General features: G+C 44.6%; 21 protein-coding genes. 1 reads left to right on the forward strand and 20 read right to left on the reverse strand.

The window, feature by feature from the left end; all coding sequences use genetic code 11:
• The 13 genes from Tfer_RS12070 to Tfer_RS12130 all read right to left on the reverse strand — a co-directional run.
• A partial coding sequence (locus Tfer_RS12070; protein ID WP_052218625.1) for a TPM domain-containing protein occupies positions 1 to 780 on the reverse strand: 780 nt, incomplete at its 3' end.
• A 12-nt stretch (positions 781 to 792) separates the two neighbouring features.
• The gene (locus Tfer_RS12075) at positions 793 to 1365 is read right to left on the reverse strand and encodes a LemA family protein (RefSeq protein ID WP_013121267.1); all 573 of its coding nucleotides are present in this window, start codon (positions 1363 to 1365) and stop codon (positions 793 to 795) included.
• Positions 1366 to 1796: 431 nt separating this feature from the next.
• A complete protein-coding gene (locus Tfer_RS12080) occupies positions 1797 to 2609 on the reverse strand; it encodes a PP2C family protein-serine/threonine phosphatase (protein ID WP_013121268.1) in 813 nt (270 codons plus the stop codon).
• Positions 2610 to 2633: 24 nt separating this feature from the next.
• Complete coding sequence (locus tag Tfer_RS12085) at positions 2634 to 4196, reverse strand: DUF6382 and FHA domain-containing protein (RefSeq protein ID WP_013121269.1); 1563 nt, start codon at positions 4194 to 4196, stop codon at positions 2634 to 2636.
• A 14-nt stretch (positions 4197 to 4210) separates the two neighbouring features.
• Positions 4211 to 4765 carry an A24 family peptidase gene (locus tag Tfer_RS12090; RefSeq protein ID WP_013121270.1) on the reverse strand — a complete coding sequence of 185 codons (555 nt, stop codon included), beginning with the start codon at positions 4763 to 4765 and terminating at the stop codon, positions 4211 to 4213.
• Between the two features lie 11 nt (positions 4766 to 4776).
• On the reverse strand, positions 4777 to 5427 hold the full coding sequence (locus Tfer_RS12095; RefSeq protein WP_052218627.1) for a TadE/TadG family type IV pilus assembly protein: 651 nt from the start codon (positions 5425 to 5427) through the stop codon (positions 4777 to 4779).
• Positions 5417 to 7282 (reverse strand): pilus assembly protein TadG-related protein, encoded by a 1866-nt coding sequence (locus Tfer_RS12100; protein WP_052218628.1) that lies wholly within the window; start codon positions 7280 to 7282, stop codon positions 5417 to 5419. The genes Tfer_RS12095 and Tfer_RS12100 overlap by 11 nt, the downstream gene beginning before the upstream one ends.
• Before the next feature lie 29 nt (positions 7283 to 7311).
• Positions 7312 to 8109 (reverse strand): TadE/TadG family type IV pilus assembly protein, encoded by a 798-nt coding sequence (locus tag Tfer_RS12105; protein WP_052218629.1) that lies wholly within the window; start codon positions 8107 to 8109, stop codon positions 7312 to 7314.
• A 78-nt stretch (positions 8110 to 8187) separates the two neighbouring features.
• The gene (locus Tfer_RS12110) at positions 8188 to 8379 is read right to left on the reverse strand and encodes a Flp1 family type IVb pilin (protein WP_013121274.1); all 192 of its coding nucleotides are present in this window, start codon (positions 8377 to 8379) and stop codon (positions 8188 to 8190) included.
• A gap of 31 nt (positions 8380 to 8410) precedes the next feature.
• Positions 8411 to 9295 carry a type II secretion system F family protein gene (locus Tfer_RS12115; RefSeq protein ID WP_052218630.1) on the reverse strand — a complete coding sequence of 295 codons (885 nt, stop codon included), beginning with the start codon at positions 9293 to 9295 and terminating at the stop codon, positions 8411 to 8413.
• 2 nt (positions 9296 to 9297) lie between these two features.
• Positions 9298 to 10134 (reverse strand): type II secretion system F family protein, encoded by an 837-nt coding sequence (locus Tfer_RS12120; protein WP_052218631.1) that lies wholly within the window; start codon positions 10132 to 10134, stop codon positions 9298 to 9300.
• Between the two features lie 19 nt (positions 10135 to 10153).
• Positions 10154 to 11386: a TadA family conjugal transfer-associated ATPase gene (locus Tfer_RS12125; RefSeq protein ID WP_052218632.1), complete on the reverse strand. Its 1233-nt coding sequence runs from the start codon at positions 11384 to 11386 to the stop codon at positions 10154 to 10156.
• A gap of 26 nt (positions 11387 to 11412) precedes the next feature.
• Complete coding sequence (locus Tfer_RS12130) at positions 11413 to 12510, reverse strand: AAA family ATPase (protein ID WP_052218633.1); 1098 nt, start codon at positions 12508 to 12510, stop codon at positions 11413 to 11415.
• Positions 12511 to 12722: 212 nt separating this feature from the next.
• Between Tfer_RS12130 and Tfer_RS12135 the strand changes: the two genes are divergently transcribed.
• Positions 12723 to 13418 (forward strand): FHA domain-containing protein, encoded by a 696-nt coding sequence (locus Tfer_RS12135; protein ID WP_052218634.1) that lies wholly within the window; start codon positions 12723 to 12725, stop codon positions 13416 to 13418.
• Positions 13419 to 13446: 28 nt separating this feature from the next.
• Here the strand turns inward: Tfer_RS12135 and Tfer_RS12140 are convergent, their stop codons facing one another.
• From Tfer_RS12140 to dnaJ, 7 genes are all read right to left on the reverse strand, one after another.
• Positions 13447 to 13896 (reverse strand): GatB/YqeY domain-containing protein, encoded by a 450-nt coding sequence (locus Tfer_RS12140; protein ID WP_052218635.1) that lies wholly within the window; start codon positions 13894 to 13896, stop codon positions 13447 to 13449.
• 19 nt (positions 13897 to 13915) lie between these two features.
• Positions 13916 to 14092 carry a 30S ribosomal protein S21 gene (gene rpsU, locus Tfer_RS12145; RefSeq protein WP_013121281.1) on the reverse strand — a complete coding sequence of 59 codons (177 nt, stop codon included), beginning with the start codon at positions 14090 to 14092 and terminating at the stop codon, positions 13916 to 13918.
• Positions 14093 to 14229: 137 nt separating this feature from the next.
• Positions 14230 to 14571, reverse strand: a complete 342-nt coding sequence (locus Tfer_RS12150) for a histidine triad nucleotide-binding protein (protein WP_013121282.1) — start codon at positions 14569 to 14571, stop codon at positions 14230 to 14232.
• A 74-nt stretch (positions 14572 to 14645) separates the two neighbouring features.
• Positions 14646 to 15983 carry a tRNA (N(6)-L-threonylcarbamoyladenosine(37)-C(2))-methylthiotransferase MtaB gene (mtaB, locus tag Tfer_RS12155; protein WP_052218636.1) on the reverse strand — a complete coding sequence of 446 codons (1338 nt, stop codon included), beginning with the start codon at positions 15981 to 15983 and terminating at the stop codon, positions 14646 to 14648.
• Positions 15983 to 16732, reverse strand: coding sequence for a 16S rRNA (uracil(1498)-N(3))-methyltransferase (locus Tfer_RS12160; RefSeq protein ID WP_052218637.1), 750 nt, complete (start codon positions 16730 to 16732; stop codon positions 15983 to 15985). The genes mtaB and Tfer_RS12160 overlap by 1 nt, the downstream gene beginning before the upstream one ends.
• A gap of 2 nt (positions 16733 to 16734) precedes the next feature.
• On the reverse strand, positions 16735 to 17670 hold the full coding sequence (gene prmA / locus Tfer_RS12165) for a 50S ribosomal protein L11 methyltransferase (RefSeq protein WP_052218638.1): 936 nt from the start codon (positions 17668 to 17670) through the stop codon (positions 16735 to 16737).
• A 100-nt stretch (positions 17671 to 17770) separates the two neighbouring features.
• Entirely contained in the window at positions 17771 to 18904 is a 1134-nt protein-coding gene (gene dnaJ / locus Tfer_RS12170) for a molecular chaperone DnaJ (protein ID WP_052218639.1), read from the reverse strand.
• Positions 18905 to 19015 lie beyond the last annotated feature (111 nt).

Below are 19015 nucleotides of genomic sequence, written 5' to 3' on the forward strand. Positions count from 1 at the left end.
CCGGCTGGCGCCGCCGCCTCCCGAAGAACCACCGCCGAAGCCGCCTCCGCCGAAGCCGCCTCCGCCAAACCCTCCGAACCCGCCGAACCCTCCAAAGCCGCCGCCAAAGGGCCCGCGGTATTTACGAGAGCCTTTTCCTGAACCAAGCGACAGGAAAACCACTAGCAGGATAAGAAAAATTACAAATCCCGGGACCATTCCTTCTGATAAATTATCATTAAGCGGCCTTGGCAGAGCGACCCCGTCAGGCGCTAATTCAACTTTATATTCTTTTGCCAATTCGGCCGCTATACCCAGGTAGCCTCGCAAAATCCCGGCGCTGTAATCACCCTTTTCCCAGGCAGGTAATATAAAATTGTCTAAAATACGACCGGCTTTACCGTCAGGTATGGCTCCCTCCAGGCCATACCCAACCTCGATACGTACCTTACCGGGTTTGTTTTTCAGCAAGTTCTCTTTGTTGACAAGCAGCAGCACACCGTTATTTTTATCCTTCTGACCTATCCCCCAATCTCTGAATAATTCATTGGCATATTCTTCAATACTGTAACCTTGGAGATTTTCTACAGTCACAACTGTTACCTGAGCCCCCGTTTTCTTTTCCAGTTCATACCCCACTGCGCTTATCGTATCCCTGGTTTTCTCATCCAGCAAGCCGGCAAAATCCTGTACATATATATTGTCTGTTGGTTTGGCGGGTAGGTTCAAACCGGCCCAGGCCGGAAAAGAAACCAGTAGTAAACAAACAAGCACCAATACACTGACAAGTTTATTTCTCATACTCAGCACCCCTTACTGGGTTCCGCCAAAATCAACTTTGGGGGCATTTTCTGCCTGCGGTTGAGCCTGAAAATAAGGTTTCTCTGTGAAGCCCATCATCCTGGCAAATATCACCGTCGGAAAACGCTTGATGCTGGTATTATACTCCTGAACAGCCTGGTTATAATCCCGTCTGGCCACGGTAATCCGGTTTTCAGTACCGGCCAATTCATCCATTAACTGTCTAAAGTTAGCATCGGCTTTCAGGTTTGGATAATTTTCCACAACCACCAGCAACCGGGATAAAGCTGCACTTAACTCATTATTAGCTTTAATCTGGTCATCCACTGTTGTCGCACCGGCCAGTTTGGCCCGCGCATCGGAGACACTCTTCAACACTTTTTGCTCGTGCGCCGCATATCCTTTAACGGTCTCCACCAGGTTAGGAATTAAATCTGCCCTCCTCTGTAAATATGTTCCTACATCACTCCATTTTTTATTGACATTTTCCTCTTGGCTTACCAGCCCATTATAGGCGCCAAAAGCGCCCATCACAGCAAAGGCAAAAATAATCACTAAGGCTATGACCAAACTTTTCCCTCTCATTGTATCCCTCCTATTAATTTCCCAAAAATTCAGTTTCAAAAAAATCGCCTTTAATCTTACTTCCTTCTAATAACCCTATTCACCTCCTTAAGATTTAATATTTAAAACTGAGGCCTCAGATAAAGGGGAAGTCCGGCCAAGGTAAAATAAAAAGACCTTAACCGTCACAACGGTAAGGTCTTGCTTTCAAGCAATCACTTGCGGTAAAACCGGAGGATGGATGTGAGTTAATCCTCGACTGACGATTTTACCAGAACAGGTTACCCTGCTCAAGCTACTCCCCTTCAGCTTATTAACTTGATTTAAATTATACAGAACCAAGCCAGAAAGGTCAATACCTGTTTTTGGTCATTTCCGCCCTTCCTGGTTTAATTTCTGGTATTCTAACGAAATTATCCTGCCGGGGATCCGCTGGACATATCCACAATTCTTTACCTGAATATTGTCTTAAATATGTTCCACATACGTGAACTACAAGTATTTTTATATCCTTCGTTCCAAACAATAATCACAGAAATGTTATCGTTTCCTCCGTTATCATTGGCAATCCGTATCAAACGGTCCGCTGCGCCTGGCATATTTTCCATAATAGAAGTGGCCAAACAATGGTGAGGCACCTTATTATAAAGTCCATCGCTACATAATAAGAAAATGTCGCCTTTTTCCACCTTGCCCCAACTTAAAAAAGGCGATATTTCCTGGCGTATTCCCAAACACTGGGTCAGAATATTGCGGTTAGGATGATATAAAGCTTCTTCGGAAGTGATTTTACCGAAACGCACTTGTTCCGCCACTACAGTATGGTCTATCGTTAATTGGGTAAGCTGCTTATCCCGGCTTTTCAAACGATATACCCGGCTGTCCCCGATATGGCATAAAACATAGGTATCCCGAACTATAAAAAGAGCGCTCAGTGTTGTTCCCAGTTTAATTCCCCGTTCTTGGCCATAGTGGCAAATGTTACTGTTTATATGTCGAAACTGTTTTCCTAAATCATTGCCTATGCTTGTCTGATCCGGGTGGCAGATATTTTTAAAATCCAATTGCTCCCACCAGTGTTTCAGAGCTTCTACGGCAATTTCGCTGGCCTTTTCTCCTTCCGCCATTCCTCCCATACCATCGGCGACAACAAAAAGACCAAATTCTCCTATACCTTCTGCTTCCCCTATCCTGATAAGTAATTTATCCTGGTTATTAACTTTTCTTTTCCCAATATCACTGCCCAAATCATAAAAAAACTTCATAATTATCTCCGGCAAACTAATTTTTTATTTGGAGCAAAATAGGTAATCTACATCGGCAAAAGTAATTTTATCGTTTTCTCGCAATGCGTACTGCTTATTACTAATCAATTTATCACCATTTATAAAGGTACCGTTTCTGGAATCGAGATCCACGATATAATAAACGCCGTCAATACACTTGATTTCCGCATGAGCCCGACCGATACTTTTGTTTGCTATCACCCAGTCACAAGTTTCCTTATTTCTGCCAATAACCATAGTTGATTTATCCAGGATTATTTTGTCTCCACCATTTGCAGCCTTTAACACAGGGTAAGTATTCTCAACCAACAGGGTAGTTTCGTCACTGTAATCTTCCAAAAGGGTTGTCTCGTCGCGATCATAATTGGGTGAACCGGTTGCCGGCTTGGGAGGCAATGGAGAAATAACAAGATCGGCTAAAGTTGTCTTGCGTTGGGGCTGAGTTTCGATGTCCACTTTTGACATATTCAGGTGGTTAAAGGTTTGGGGTAAATTGTCATCTTTTTGATTAACACTGCTGCCGCCTTTTGCAGAAGCCCTTTTAACCTTCCGGTAATAAAAGCTTAGAGTAATAACGAAAATTAAAAGTCCACCGGCAGCAGCTAATTCTTTATTGGTAAAATTCTGCAGAACCCTTGCGAAATCAATACCACTGTTGGAAATAATTGCCGACACCACTGAAATGACCGCCATTACACCTAAAGCTTTAGTCCTGACTGAATTTTTATTATTTGTAGGAACAGGTGGTTGATTATTTATGCGTTTCTCAGCACGCATTTTTTTAACAGGTTGGGGCAGTACGGTTCTTTGAAAGGAAGGCTTTGGCGAAAAATTTAATCCGTTATAAAGCGGTATAACGGGCGCCCGTTTTAGCTGTAGTTTAGGCGTAGGTGTTGCTTCATCCTGCGTGGGCATAGGTTCTGTCCCTGGTCTGGGAGGGAAGTTCCTGATATTATATTGTTCAGGGTTTTCCTCGGGCAGTTTATCGTCAACTCTAATTAATTTCATTAATTGTTTGCGAAATTCCGGTAAATTGAAATCTTCTGCTTTAAGCAACTGCAAAAGCCGTTGCACAAAATTGTCCCCCGTATCAATATTAGCCTTGCCAACCAGTAAATCTGTAACAAAGGTTTTGAAAGTCCGAGTAATATCCTGTTCTAATTCTAACGGTAGATAGGCCAGAAATACTTCCCCGGAATCAGGATTGATATAAATTAAATTGTCATCAAGCAGGAAGGAATTGCTGTTTAGAAAATATTTTTTACTTTCCAAAATCGGACTTAAAATCCTTTCCAAAATTAAAGTAAATTCTGTTTTGCCTATTTTCTGCCTCTTTAAATAATTAGCCAGACTAATCAAACCGGTTAGATTATAATACAGTTTGGCATGTGCATTCTTTTCCCTTATCTCCAGGTTTAAGACCCCGGGAATTTGGTTGTTAGCAATCATTTCGGCCTGAAATCCGATAATTTGGTCAGCCTTAAGGTTCTCTTTATCCAACTCCAGGTAGCTTCTGCGCAAATCGGCAACATACTCCACCTTAAAATCAAATAAAGTGTTTTCCATGTTCCTTCACATCCTTAATTAAACAAAATGATGCCTTTAAACTGCAACAGGGTAATTATATACTGTATCATGGTTCCCGGTACTATGGCTGTGGAGAAAATAAATTTGGAACTTTTATCGTCATCACCGCTATACTTGGCCAACCGGCCGGTTAAAAAAATATATTTAAAGTAATTGCATACATCCTGCATGCGTCTGATAAACACTCTTTTTTTTAGCAAAATGACCAAGGCAATAACACCGCCTGTATATACTGAAAAGACAAAGCTATAGGCTGTAAAAGGCAGCCCCATAACCGCCCCGATGGCAGCAAACAGTTTGATATCGCCCGCTCCCATAACATTGATGCGGTAAAGCACCATTAGGACTGCAACGGGAACAAGCCATCCCTTGATGGAGAACAAGAGCCCTGTCAAGCCACCTTCCATAAGGTTAGTTGCCAGTCCCAATACCGCTGCCGGTAAAGTAATAAAGTTTTTAATCTTTTGCTCCCTGATGTCATAATACAGGGCAAGGCCTAAGATGATGATTAATATCAAAGATTTCCCAATAAAACAAACTGTCACCATTATTCACCTGCCTATTTGTCGTCCACCCATGACCTTTCTATTGCCGTATTGGATAAAGTCAGCTCTTTTTTAAAAAACGGAAAAAGCAGTTTCACCTTATACTCCACCACCAGCGCTACATCTTCATTGTTTAGCTCCACGTTATTTACCAGACCGTTACTGCGGGATAGATTGAAAGGGTTAAACATAACAGCCTTAACAATTTTAAAGCTATCGTCCCTTAAGGAACCCAGGGGATACATTTCCCTTATCTTTTTCTGCGCATATACTTTAACGGCAGGCTCAATCAGCGCCATTGTATCTTCCTTTATTTGGTTGCCAACCACCGCTAGAAAATCTGAGGTTACTGCCGCTTTGATCTGCTGCGGCAAATCAAGGGTAGCATTGGTTGGGTCCATAAGTATTTTTTGTGCCAAGTCTTCCATACCGGCGGGATCTGATCCCCTGATAAATTTAAGCGGATAAGAATGGACCGCAATCTGTTTGGCCGTTTGACTGACCGCATGGTCCATGGCAATGTACACCATACATACATGCACAAAATTTATCAGGGTTAACATCAGCACCAGGAAAAAGGGGAAAACAATAGTTGCTTCCAAAGTGAGGCTGCCATTTTTGTCTTTAAAAAAATTTCTCATCAAAATCACCCGTTTAGTAGCCATATTCTACCCGCTTGGTTATATAACACCGGCCATCCTTAACTGTTGTTCCAAAGGGCCCGTGTTCCATATTACGAATGCCGGCCAAAGGTAAAAACCATAACCTTATGGAAACCTCTGCACTACCCGTTAAAACCGTATTTAGATTTTTCGGGTCCACATTGTTACGCAACCGGATTATTTCCTGAATCCGCCTTAATTTGTTGTCATCATTATTTATAAATAATAACAACCGCAAATGTTCTTTGTAGTTGGTCCTGATATCATGCAGGGGATTACCAAAAGCGTAGGTCGGGTCATACATCTCGGCAATGGCTACGGTTTGGCCCAGCAGCAACTTCAGCGTATCCACACCCGCATGCGTAACTCCCATGATTACAGAATAGATAAACCTGGCAACGGGTTCGGCAGGAGCAACTTTGCTGAAACAAAGATAAGCCATGGTATCCAGTCCAAAACGAATGAGGTATATTTCTCCTACTGCCCTTGCCCTGGGATAGGCTCCACCGAAGGTTATGTATTCCGCTTCACTGTTCCAATATTTATACATAAAATTTTTACTTGCCGCAGGCTTGGTCAGATAGGAGAAATGCGCCAGGACATATTCGTTGATATATAAATCATCCCGCATGCCCGTAAACACGTGCTCAATGGAAACAACGGCATTCATCTTTTCAGCAATTTGTTCGATATCTTGGCCGTTCTTATCTTCAAAATCGTCTACTCTTGACGTAATGTCCTTAGGCTCAATAATCCCTTCCCCTTCCAGAATATTTTTTTGAATTATTTGGTTTTGCAGGTCGCTTTGTTGCCGCCTAAGCTCATTTGCATAAGCTGATGCGCTAACAGTTTCATACTCAGAAATTACTACATTAACAGCCGTCAACCCAATTCGTTCATACCGGTCATGGTCCAATGCATCCAGGCTGGCAGCAATTTCCCTGTTCACTTTTGTCATTTCTCGCTTGATATTGAGCTGAATTCTTTGCACTTCTGCATTAATCGATTTTTCACTTTCTTCAACAGCCATGTCCATTTCGTCTTTTCCCTCGGTCGGGCCCATATACCCGCCTTCAATTAATTTACCCCTTCCCTTATCTACCTCCCGGGATAACCGTTGGCAGCGCTCTAAATCGCCGCTGATTTCTTCCTTTAACAGCTTTATTTCCTCTTTGACCTTGGCCATCTCTTTCCGGATGGATTTTCTTGTTTCGGCATCCTGCGCCCGGGCCAGTTCTTCCTCCAGCTCTTTCAGGCGTTCCCTTTTGCTAATCAGGTCCTTTTTTCTCCGTTCTATGTCCCGGCCAATTGTATCAATCTCCCTGGACTTCTTTTTTATAGTATCCAGGCTTTTTCGTTCCTGGTTTTTCGCCTTAAAAAAGTTAAACATTTTGCCTATTACCTTGATCTTATCTGTAATAAACTGGCCCAACTCGATGGGAGCCCGATATTTCATGTCTTCCAAAATTTGCTGTTTTAATACCGCTTCTTTGTCTAATGAATTGCTTACATCTGCTTTGGAACCTTCATACCGGTAGTCCAGCAGGTTGAAATTCTGGTCCGCTGAAAAAGTTAAATTGGCCTTGACATATTTTGCAAAATCCTGGTCATAATTCGCACCTTTATAGGTAAATAAACCAAAATCCTGTTTTGTAGAAGTATGGTAATCAGCCAATACGGAACAGGCAGCGGCATTGGCTACCCTGCGCAACTGATTCTGAGCTGTTTTTATCCGGGCCAAATCAATAAATAGCCCAATAAAAATCACCATTATCACAAAAACAATAACCAGGTAGATAGTTACCGTCCCTTTTTCATTTTTCAGAAACCTTTCCAAAACACAGTTTATAATATACATTCCTAAAACCTCTCACCCCATTTAGGGGACTAGTGATTATTTTGGGTGCAGACTTTACACTGCCTGTACCCCATCTCTGTTGCCACCGCCGTTGATTCCAGAACCATCAGGTTTCCGTGCCTGCTAATTCTTTGTACATACCGGCAATTGGGGTCAAAATGAAAAACCTTGTCTTCGTAAATATTTTTCGTGATATAAACCCTGCCTCCGTTATTTAAACTGTCCTGCCGCTTACCCAGCAGGGTCAGATACCCTTTCAACCTGTTCAGGTAATCATATAGAATATCCACATTTCTTATGTACTCCACAGGTTCGGCCACATCAGCCTGAGCCCTGGCCTGTATTTGATTGCCGAGGCACTTTGCTGCCCAAGCAGGCATGAGCACATTTTCATTGATTGAAGCCGTTACAGTTCTCTTGATAAGCTGATTATTATAGTTTATCTCAATTATCTGGTCGTTTTGGAATACCCCGTAAGCAAGGTGCTCGCCGGCCAGGCCGGTAGCTTCAACAACTTTTGCAACTGCCAGTGAGGAATTATCAGAGTCCTGGAAAATCCGCCAATACAGACCGTTATTTTTTAACTTCCCTCCCAAGGCGCCTGTTTCCAGGTCCTTAAAGCTGTTATTCCAGGTGGCGGCTCTTTGGGCGGAAGTGTACACAGCAGCATTGAGGACAACCAGTTTTTCAAAAATAAACATGGAAACAAACAATAGACAAAACAAAATGAACAAGATTAACGGAAAAACAATAGTGGCTTCCAGGGTAAAACTACCTTTTGAACTGGCAAGGGCCTGGCAAAAATAAATACGCATTTTTGTTAACATATGGATAACCCCAAACTATATAAATCATTTGGTACCGCCGGGCAGTTAAAACCAACCTGCCCGGCGGAAATCCGGTCATTATTTCGCTTCTGTAACTGAAGGTAGGCCTTTATCAGTATTGTTAATCTGAGCAATTTGATCGTTGTACCATTTAGTAAGACTTTTTCTAAACGAAAAAGCCAAACCAACAATAACGACCAGAATAATTACCATTTCTACGGTTTCAAGACCATCCTCATCTTTAAAAAAGTTTATCAGCAGCTCTTTCATCTTGTCACCCCCTTCACAACTTCCGCTACAACTACCTGCCCATCGTCATGATGGCCGGAGCCAGAACTATAATTGCTACAGCAATAAACACCATAACCATGGGAAAAACCAGCTTTGACGATGCTTCTTCTCCCTGTTTCCGGGCAATATCCTTTCTTTTCTCCCATGCTTCCTGGGCCAGTGTCCTTAGCACATAAACAATGTCCCCGTTTCCGCGATTTAAATTCTGAATCATAGTTGATACAAACCGGGTTATTTCCGGTATCCGGCATCTCCGGGCAAAATCTTCGTAAGCCTGGTGAATAGGTTTACCGGCGCCTATATCTGCCAAAACATAGTTCATTTCTTTGTATAGCGGCCTGTCCGGGTCACTGTCATGTACAACCTTATGGACAGCCGATGAAAAAGGTAATCCGGCGTTTATCAGTAAGGCCAGGGTATTAATAAACCCGGGCAGATCAATCAAAATCTGTCTTTTTTTCATCTTCAGCTTCTTTTCCAAATCCTTATCAACCCAATAATACAGAAGAGCTGATAATATTAAGCCAAAAACCAAAAAAGAGTATTCTGCCTCACCGGCCAAATAAGTGATGCTAAAGAAGAAAGCGCTTGCTGTCATCAAGGCTGCTTTTTGAGCGATATGGACAGCAAAATAGGTCCAGGTTTCACGCTGGCCAAACAGCTCAGCAATCCGGGCTCTAATTTTACGGTCGTAACCCGAGTTGAATTGATAGGGTAACTTTTCCGCCAGAAAAAAACCTATCGGGGCAAGAAACGCCAGTTTAAAACCGTACCTGTTGATTTCTTCGGCAAAATCACGGTCTTTGTCTTTAGCCAGAAAATATAAGCCTGCAAACAAAGCTAACAAAACCAAAGCCAATACCGGCTTGAGCACCAAAAGCAGATGATTCACCATAATCACACCTTAATGTCAAAGATTTTTTTGGATAGCACTGAAGCGGCAATCAAAATTCCAAGGGCCAGCGCCATTAACAGGTAACCTTTAAATGAAGTATATAAGGAATCCATATAACCGGAGCCACCAAATTTGACCAGACCAATGAAGACTATGGGCATGATATTGAGAATTTTTTGTTCGTATTTTTGCTTTGTTAACAGAAGCTCTATCTCCTGACTGATTTCTATTTTGTCGCTAAGGATGGCGGAGGTGTTTTTTACCACCTGCACAAGGTTCCCGCCTGTTTTTTTGCAAATAACCATCACTTCGGCAAAGTTTTTGATATCCTCTAAACCGGACCTTTCGGCAAAATCCAGCAAAGCCGTTTCAACAGGTTCATTTAGTTCAATTTTCCTGCATATGTATCCGAATTCTTTTATGATGTAGGTGTTTTCGTCCGGATAAAGGACCCGCAAGTCATTAAGAGCAGTTTTAAAAGCACTTTCCAAAGACCTACCCACACCCAGGGACGAAGTTAAAGAATAAAGTGCATCTTTAAACTGTAACTGAAGTTCCGCTTTTCTCTTAGTAATTAAATGCTGGACTTTATATTTTGGATAAAAAAAACCACCTAACGAGAAAATGAAGGCGATAATTAAATTGCTGAAAAAAATTAAACCTATGCCAAACAATACAATGGCCGCTATAATTGTGTACTTGGTTTTCTCTTGCCGGGCCATATGGTATTCATTATAGTCAATTAAATCTGTCGCCGCAGGATTTTCGCCCAATATTGCTTTTTCACTGACAGCAATGGACTTCCGTAGTAACTCTCCTTCGTTTTTCCAATAGAGCATATTTTCCAACTCCAGACTTCTAGTCTTCCAAGTTTAATCCCGCCATTTTCAATTTCAACCTGTGTAAAAGCTTACCGGTTCGTTTTAAGTTTCCGATTACCCTCTGGTCCACTTCGCCTTCTTCCTGGAAGCGGAATAAGGGATTTAGGACGATGTCGCCATGGGCAAAGCCTTCTACCTCACATATTTCCAAAACCTTACGGGTTCCATCCCGCAGGCGGCCGAGGTGAATAATAATATCTAACGCAGCGGCTATTTGCTTGCGAATGACTTCAACAGGAAGAGGTGCGGCGCTAAGAACCATGGTTTCCAACCGGCTGAGCATATCCTTGGTAGTATTGGCATGACCCGTTGATAAAGAGCCTTCATGCCCCGTATTCATTGCCTGCAGCATATCCAGGGCTTCCGCTCCCCTGACTTCCCCGACAATAATCCGGTCCGGTCTCATTCTTAGCGAAGTTTTAATCAAATCCCGGGTGGTTATTTCGCCTTTCCCTTCGGTGTTGGCATTTCTGGTTTCCAGACTTACCAGGTTCTTGATGTTTTTCAACTGTAGCTCGGCAGAATCCTCGATAGTAATGATCCTTTCATGCGGTGGGATAAAATCGGAAAGGGCGTTTAGAAAAGTGGTTTTTCCCGAACCCGTGCCACCGCTAACAAAGATGTTATACCTGGCCTGTACCAGTTTTTTTAATAGTTCTGCCGCTTCTTCCGATAAAGACCCCAGCTCGATTAATTTTTCCACTGTTAAATGCTGCTCGGGAAACTTCCGGATAGTCATGGTCGGCCCCCGCAACGCTATAGGGGGTAGTACCACGTTTACCCTGGACCCGTCCGGAAGCCTGGCATCTACTATGGGCATAGCCTCGTTTACAACCCTGTTTACCCTGGAAACTATTGACTGAATTACATTTTCCAGCTTTTCTGTGCCTTCGAATTTGATATCGAGTTGATAAGTCCGGCCGTTTTTCTCAATGAAAATGTTATCCGGTCCGTTAACCATGATTTCAGTAACCGCCGGGTCTTCCAGCAGCGGCTGAAGCACATCCAGCCTTCTCATGGAATTGAAAACCCCGGCTATCAGTTCCTGCTTTTGCAAAAGCGTCAGGTAATTTTCTTTGCTCTTTTCAAAAACTACCTGGGTAATCACATCTTTAATCTCTTCATCTTGCAATTCTTTTGAAAGGTCTAGCCTGTATCCGACTTCATCCCTAATAAGTTGGATCATATCTTCCTTGGCAATATCCACCATCTCAGGTAACCCCTTTCACTCAGTGTTTACCCAACCGCTTTAGCCAACTGATACAAACTGTTGCTAAACTCACGTGTGCTGTCAAAAATGTTGCGCCCATTGACGGAATGCCATAACCCCTGAACAACAGGAATTGTAAAGTTGGTTTGCAATTCCTCACTTAATTGGGTATCCACATTACCGTAATGTTTGTTTAACACCGGTACCAGCTTGTCAAAAAACCCCGTTTTTTCCGCAATACCTGTTATCCTCATCTGGTTTAAAAAGCTTTGCGTCTTGAAGTGGCACAGACTATCGGGGGCCTGAACCAACACAACACTGTCGCTTGCTTCAAAAACCGCAACAGCCCGTTCATCAGCGGCAGCATCCATATCTACCAGTATAAAGTCATATTTGCCCAATTGCCTGAGATTTTGGAAAAGCAAACGCAAATCATCAGCTTTTAATTCCGAAAGTTCCAGAAAACATTCAGGAGGCTCAATAAAATCAATGTTCAAGGAAAGGTCTTTGGTTTTGTACATTTCCAATTTAACCGGCAGTACCGCCACATTTTCCTTCAGGCTTATTAATATATGAGTCATGGCATCATTTCCATTGCATACCAGCCCGAAAACCATTGAATTGATGCTTTCAAAACTCAAACACAATACTGCGTTTCCAAAATCACCGAGTTTAGAAGCCAGGCCCAGGGTAAGGGATGTTTTTCCCACGCCGCCGGCCGGTGAATAAACAGAAACAACCTTTGTCCTGGCGCATCCTTTAATCAAATCAGATACAGACGAATTCTTTTCAGCATAAAAATTTAGCAACTGGCTGACCAACTGGTCCCCCGGCTGGTATTTGTTAATACTGCAGCCTTTTCCCTGACAGATGAGGCTTCCGTCAGATAGGGTAACAATCATGCAGACATTTTTATATAAATCGGGTTCATCAATTAGAAAATTCGGGTGAGCCAATAATATATCAACTTTATCCCGACCGGAGCTTAAAAATTCCCTGAGCAGGTCAGCTCTGGTAAAAGAGACAACCCTTATGCGTGACGTGTAGATTGAATTAATGTATTCAGCAACCTTATCTACATATTTACTATCATGGTCGGCCAGGACCAGGCGAATTTTATACAACTGAAATCACCTCTAAATATCCTGGGTTCTGAACTTAGAATATAAAATTGCCACCTTAGCCTCAATTATAAAGCGATGATATATCGATGATATTGCAAAAACCCCGTCAAATGTCCGCTATGTATTAAATTTCCTGGCAATACATGGTATAATGATAACTACTGACAAAATATAATCTTTATATCCGGCGTGGATTGGGGGAGGAAAAAGCTGTGCACAATATATTCCTTTATATTATTCAGGGAGAGCCTTATAATTACGCTACAGTCATATACCTGCCCGGTCACCGAACCCTAATTGGACGTTCCTGGAACGGGCATCAACCAGATATTTCTTTTAACAGTTTGTTAATATCAAGAAAACACGCCGAAATAGTCCTCGAAAAAGACCGTTGCTATATAAAAGATTTGGCCAGTAAGCACGGAACCCATGTAAATGGCCGCGATATCGGGCAAAACCAGGCCTGTCCCCTTAGCCACGGAGACAAGATTGACCTGGCCCGGGGGGAAGTGAAATTTATCTTTAACAACTTACTCGAAGCCGATGCCGGGGAAACTGTAGAACTTGGTGAAGCTCTTCTGCGGCAGCGCCATAGCGGCTCCGGTACTGATTCCCTCTGCATTGTTCCCGAGCGGAGAGAGGTTTTTGTAAATGACCAACCGGTAAACTTGTCCGGCAAAGACCTGGACCTGCTGCTACTGCTGTACGATAACCGCGGCAAAGCAGTAAATTATGATGAAATTAAGAGAAAAATCTGGCCCGAACGGCAAATAGACATTACCAACACCCCGGACGTGGGTAATGACGAAATTACTGCCCTTGTTTACCGTTTAAGAAAAAGACTTGGCAACTGCGGGCAGTATATCGTAAGCATTCCAAGATACGGCTACATGCTGGAGTCAAAATAAAAAGCCCGGTCAAATGACCGGGCTTTGTTCAGCTCAACAATTCTCTTACTATTTCGTTTACCAGCTTGCCGTCTGCTTTTCCTTTTACCTTCGGCATCAGTTTACCCATTACTTTACCCATATCTTTGGGTCCTGAAGGATTAACTTCAGCAATTACTTCCTGTGCTAATTTCCTAATTTCGTCCGCAGACAGTTGCTCGGGGAGGTATTTCATAAGAATGGCGATTTCTTCTTTTAGGGTATTGACTATATCATCGCGGTTTGCTCTTTCGTATTCCGCAATGGCATCCCGTCTTTGTTTAACTTCCCTTGCCAAAACTTCGATAACTTCTTCTTCGGATAATTCCCTTTTTTTATCAATTTCGATATTCTTGATAGCCGACCTGGCCATACGGATAACGCTTAGCCTAAGCTTCCCGTTTTCCTTATCCTTCATGGCGGCCTTCATATCTTCGTTTAACATGTCCTTAAGGGACATTTGGATTCCTCCTTAGAAACTAAACAAACCTGCGCTTGCGTGCAGCCTCAGACTTTTTCTTCCTCCTCACGCTGGGCTTTTCGTAATGTTCGCGCTTTCTTACTTCTGATAAAACACCAGCTTTTTGACAGGAACGCTTGAACCTTCTGAGGGCGCTATCCAGTGTTTCGTTTTTTCCTACTCTAACTTCCGCCATTTCTTATCCCTCCCTCCGCCGGGCAATAAATGCCGAGAGGTAAAATTAACTAGCATAGGAGTAATTTCTAAAGTCTCTGTTTTTGGCACATAAGCAATTTTTATTATACTATATTATGTAAAAGAATGTCAACCGGACTAAGCGAAGTTACGCAGTTCTTCGCCGCCGATAAGGTGATAGTGGAGGTGGAAAATAATCTGCCCACCCTCTTTGTTGCAGTTGGTTACAATCCTAAAACCTTTCTCCGCTATACCTGTATCGCGGGCAATCTTATTGGCTACCAGGTGGATATGTCCGATCAAATCGACATTATCCTCATGTATATCCAGCACGTTTGTTAGATGTTCCTTGGGAATTATCAGGATATGCACGGGAGCCAAGGGATTGATATCTTTAAAAGCCAGCACCCGGTCGTCTTCATAAACTACCTGACTGGGAATCTCTTTCCTGACTATTTTACAAAAAATACAGTCCTCCATAGTCAACCTCCTTTCCAAAAAAACTCTTCCCTCAAAAGTATTTCTTTCTTTATATTTGCGCAAAATCCTGCACTTTAAACCAAATTAGCCCATTTTTTCAACCAATCCGCCTTCACTTCCCCGAAGACATGCTCCTCTTTAACAGAAGTTAATTTCACGGTGACAAATTCCCCCTTTAATTCATTGCCGCCGGGAAAAGCAACCGCCAGGTAATTATCGGTAAGACCTTCCATATAATGCAAGTCGGCCTCCAGCCTTTGCTCGACCAGGACTTCCATTTCCCGGCCCAAAAAGCGGCGGGCAAATTCGCGGCCCATTTCTTTACCCAGCTCAATAAGCCTGCTGCTGCGCTCCTCTTTCGTTTCCGCCGGAACCTGCCCGGGGAAATTTGCCGCCGGCGTGCCCTTACGCGGCGAGTATTTGAAAACATGCAAGCGGCTGAACCCCAGAGCTTTAACATAGTTATAAGTGTTGTCAAACTGCTCGTCGGTCTCTCCCGGAAATCCGACAATTATGTCCGTTGTAATAGCAATGTCGTCAACCATAGCCCTGATGGAGTTCACCAGTCGGGTAAACTCGTGAGTATTATACTTGCGGTTCATTTTTTCCAGGACTGCATCATCACCGCTCTGCAGAGGAAGGTGCAGGTGACGGCAGATTACCCGGTTGTCCGCCATGGTAGCAATCAAATGCGGGGTAACATCCTCCGGCTCCACGGAACCCAAGCGCAGCCGGCGTAAGCCTTTTATCCGGGCAAGGTCGGCAACCAACGCCGCCAAGTCATACCCGTCGTCCCTGTCCCGACCGTAAGCTCCTATATGGATGCCCGTCAGAACTATTTCCCTGAATCCTTCGCCAACGAGACGCTCCGCTTCCGCGATAACTTTGTCCCTTTTCCGGCTGCGCACAGGACCTCGGGCATAGGGAATGATGCAGTAGGTGCAAAAATTGTTACAGCCTTCCTGGATTTTCAGAAAGGCCCGCGTTCTTGATTCATAATCAAGAACAGGCAATTCTTCAAACTCCCGTGCCTGCATTATGTCTTTCACCAGGTTAACGGGAGTATCCTGTCTTTTAAAGTCCTCCACACATTCAACAACTTTGCTCCGGTCGCTGGTGCCGATCACCAGGTCCACCCCTTCTATGGCCGTCACTTCCCCGGGAGAAGTCTGGGCATAGCAGCCCATTACAGCAACAATGGCATCGGGGTTGTTGCGTTTGGCCCGCCTGATCATCTGCCTTGATTTGCGGTCTCCCAGGTGCGTAACGGTACAGGTATTTATCACGTAAACATCAGCTTTATCAGAAAATTCGACAACCTGGTAACCTTGCCGCCGGAACAGGCTGGCCAGCGCTTCTGTTTCGTATTGATTAACTTTACACCCAAGGGTATGAAAAGCCACCTTTTTCATTACGCCATTCCTCCCAGGTCTCCCAGTTGGTACAGGACCATGGTTATTGCCGCTATGCCTGCCGTTTCCGTACGCAGAATCCGCCTGCCCAGGGTAACAGGGACCACCCCTTTGCCCTTGGCTTTTTCAATTTCCGCCTCGGTAAAACCGCCTTCGGGGCCGATAAAAATCCATACCTGCCCCCTGTTATTGTAACTCCGCAAGACCTTTTTTAACCCCGTACCTACGGCATCCTCCCATGGAATCACCGCCAGAACCCCATCCGGTATTAATTGCAAGGCCTCATCAAAGCCCGTCAGGGGCGAAACTTCCGGTACCTTGTTACGACGGCACTGCTTGGCTGCCTCCAAGGCCACCCGTTGCCACCGTTCGCGCCTTTTGGCCGCTTTCTCCTCTGTCAGTTGAACAACACTGCGGGTGCAGGACACAGGTATAATGCGGGTGACGCCAAGCTCCACGCCTTTTTGAATGATTAGCTCCAGTTTGTCTCCTTTAGGCAGCCCCTGGCACAAAATTACTTCCAGGGGTGGTTCCCGGTTAACGGAAGTTTCAGTAACAATTTCACATGTAATCCGCTCCGGGGCTATTTGAGTTATCCGGGCTTCATACTCCGTCCCCGCTTCGTCAATGAGGGTCAAGCAATCCCCCGGCTGCATCCGTAACACTTTGCTGATGTGCCGGACATCGGACCCAACTATGAAAACCTGAACCCCCTTAACCTGTTCATCTTTTACAAAAAACCTGGCCATGGTTATGCCTCCTTGACAGCCAGGACTGCGGCCCAATCGCCGGACTCTCTGGTCTTTCTGTGCTTAAAACCGTTTTCCTCCAGCCACCGGTAAATGTCCGGCAGCCTTTCGACAAATATTCCCGAAACCAGCAGCAGCCCACTATCCTTTAATTTCTCTTTTGCCTGGGGAATAACCTCTTTTATTACATCCGCCACAATATTGGCCACCACTATATCGGCAGGTTCCGTTTCACCGGCCAGCAAATCGCCCAATTTCACTTCCACCTTAGCAGCAACACCGTTTAAAGCTGCGTTTTCCCGGGCAACTCTGACAGCCACTTCATCTATGTCGATAGATACCACTTCCGCACCCAACTTGGCGCCGGTAATGGCCAGGATGCCAGAACCGGTACCCACATCATAAACCTTATGCCCTTCCCTGATAATGTCCTCCAGGAATTCCAGGCATAAAACCGTTGTAGCATGGGTTCCCGTTCCGAAAGCCATACCCGGGTCAAGTTCTACAATTATATCACCCGGCGCGGGAACTACCTCTTCCCAGGAAGGCTTGATAAGTATGGAGCGGCCCACCCGAACAGGTTTATAATAAGCCTTCCAGTTCTCTGCCCAGTCTTCTTCCTTGACGGTGGCATATGAAATGTTTTTAATGCAGCCGGGCAACAGGTAGGTATTGAGATAATCCAATCGCTGTTTCATATCTTCCAGCCTGCGTGGCAGATTTTCATTTACAGGGAGGTAGAGTCTGACAAAAGCATTCTCCCCTTGGGTAAGGTATTCGGGCAATTCATAAGCGTCCCAGCTTCCTTCTTTGATTTTATTGATTACCATTTGCGGGTCTTCTATGGCGACACCACCGGCCCCGACTTCATCGGCTATATTTGCTACAGCTTCCACTCCTTCCGGAGCAGACTCGATAATTATTTCCTGCCAGTTCATAAGTCAGCCTCCTTCCGGCCCATAAGTCACAAATTTAAAGCCCCGGAGTCCGTTCAGACCCGGAGCCCTTTTGCTGCCTATTAATGGAATTTCCAACGGGCTAACCCATAAACGCATCTTTCATCTTTTCGAAAAAGCCTTTTTCCACTCCCTGCGGGTGTTCCCCAAAAGTGGCCGCATATTTGCGCAGCAGATTTTTCTGCTCCTCGGTAAGTTTGGTTGGCGTTTGGATAACCACTTTTACGTGCTGATCCCCGCGTCCGTATCCATGTAGATCGGGAATGCCCTTGCCCCGCAGTCGGAAATAGGTCCCTGACTGGGTCCCCTCGGGTATCTTGAGTTTAACCTTTCCGTCAAGAGTCGGCACCTCTATTTCATCCCCCAATGCAGCCTGGGGAAAACTAATGGGAATTTCACATATAACATCATTGCCGTCACGGGTAAATATTTTATGAGCCTTTACCCGCACATAAACAAATAGGTCACCGGGAGGGCCACCTCTCAAGCCTGGCTCCCCTTCGCCGCTCACCCTGAGCCTTGAACCGGTATCAACACCGGCAGGAACCCGAATGTGAATTTTCTTCTGTTTGCGTACAATACCTTCGCCATGGCAAGACGGGCAAGGCTGGTCAATAATCTTCCCGCTGCCATGGCATTTATCACAGGTCCTTGTCTGGACGAACCTTCCGAAAGGCGTATTCTGGGCATACTGTACCTGTCCTGATCCGTGGCAAACATCACAAGTCCTGGGCTTGGTTCCTGGCGCCGCGCCGGTCCCGGCGCACTTGCCGCAGGTCTCGTTCTTAGTGATGGCAATATCCTTCTCCACGCCAAAGGCAGCCTCTTCAAAAGTAATATCCAGGTTATACTTCAAATCAGCGCCTTTTACAGGCCCGTTCCTGCGGCGTCCACCACCGCCGAAAAACATTTCAAAGATATCGCCAAAGCCGCCAAAATCTGCTCCCGAAAACCCGCCGAAACCTTCAAATCCGCCGAAACCGCCCTGGCCGTTCATACCGGCATGGCCAAACTGGTCATACTGCCTGCGTTTTTCCGGGTCGCTAAGAACCTCGTATGCCTCAGTTACTTCCTTAAATTTGGCTTCCGCCTCTTTATCTCCCGGATTCATGTCGGGATGGTACTTGCGGGCCAGTTTACGATATGCCTTTTTAATTTCCTGTTCGGTAGCATCTTTGCTGATCCCCAGGACCTCATAATAGTCCCGTTTACTCATTACTTATCACCTTTCCTACCGGGGTTAAAGCTGAACTGCTAAAAAGAAATTAGAAAAGCCAGGTAGATACACCAGCTTTTCTATTATATCATAAACATTCCGGTTTTGGTG

Origin of the sequence: Thermincola ferriacetica (assembly GCF_001263415.1) — a bacterium.
Classification (GTDB): Bacteria; Bacillota; Thermincolia; order Thermincolales; family Thermincolaceae; genus Thermincola; species Thermincola ferriacetica.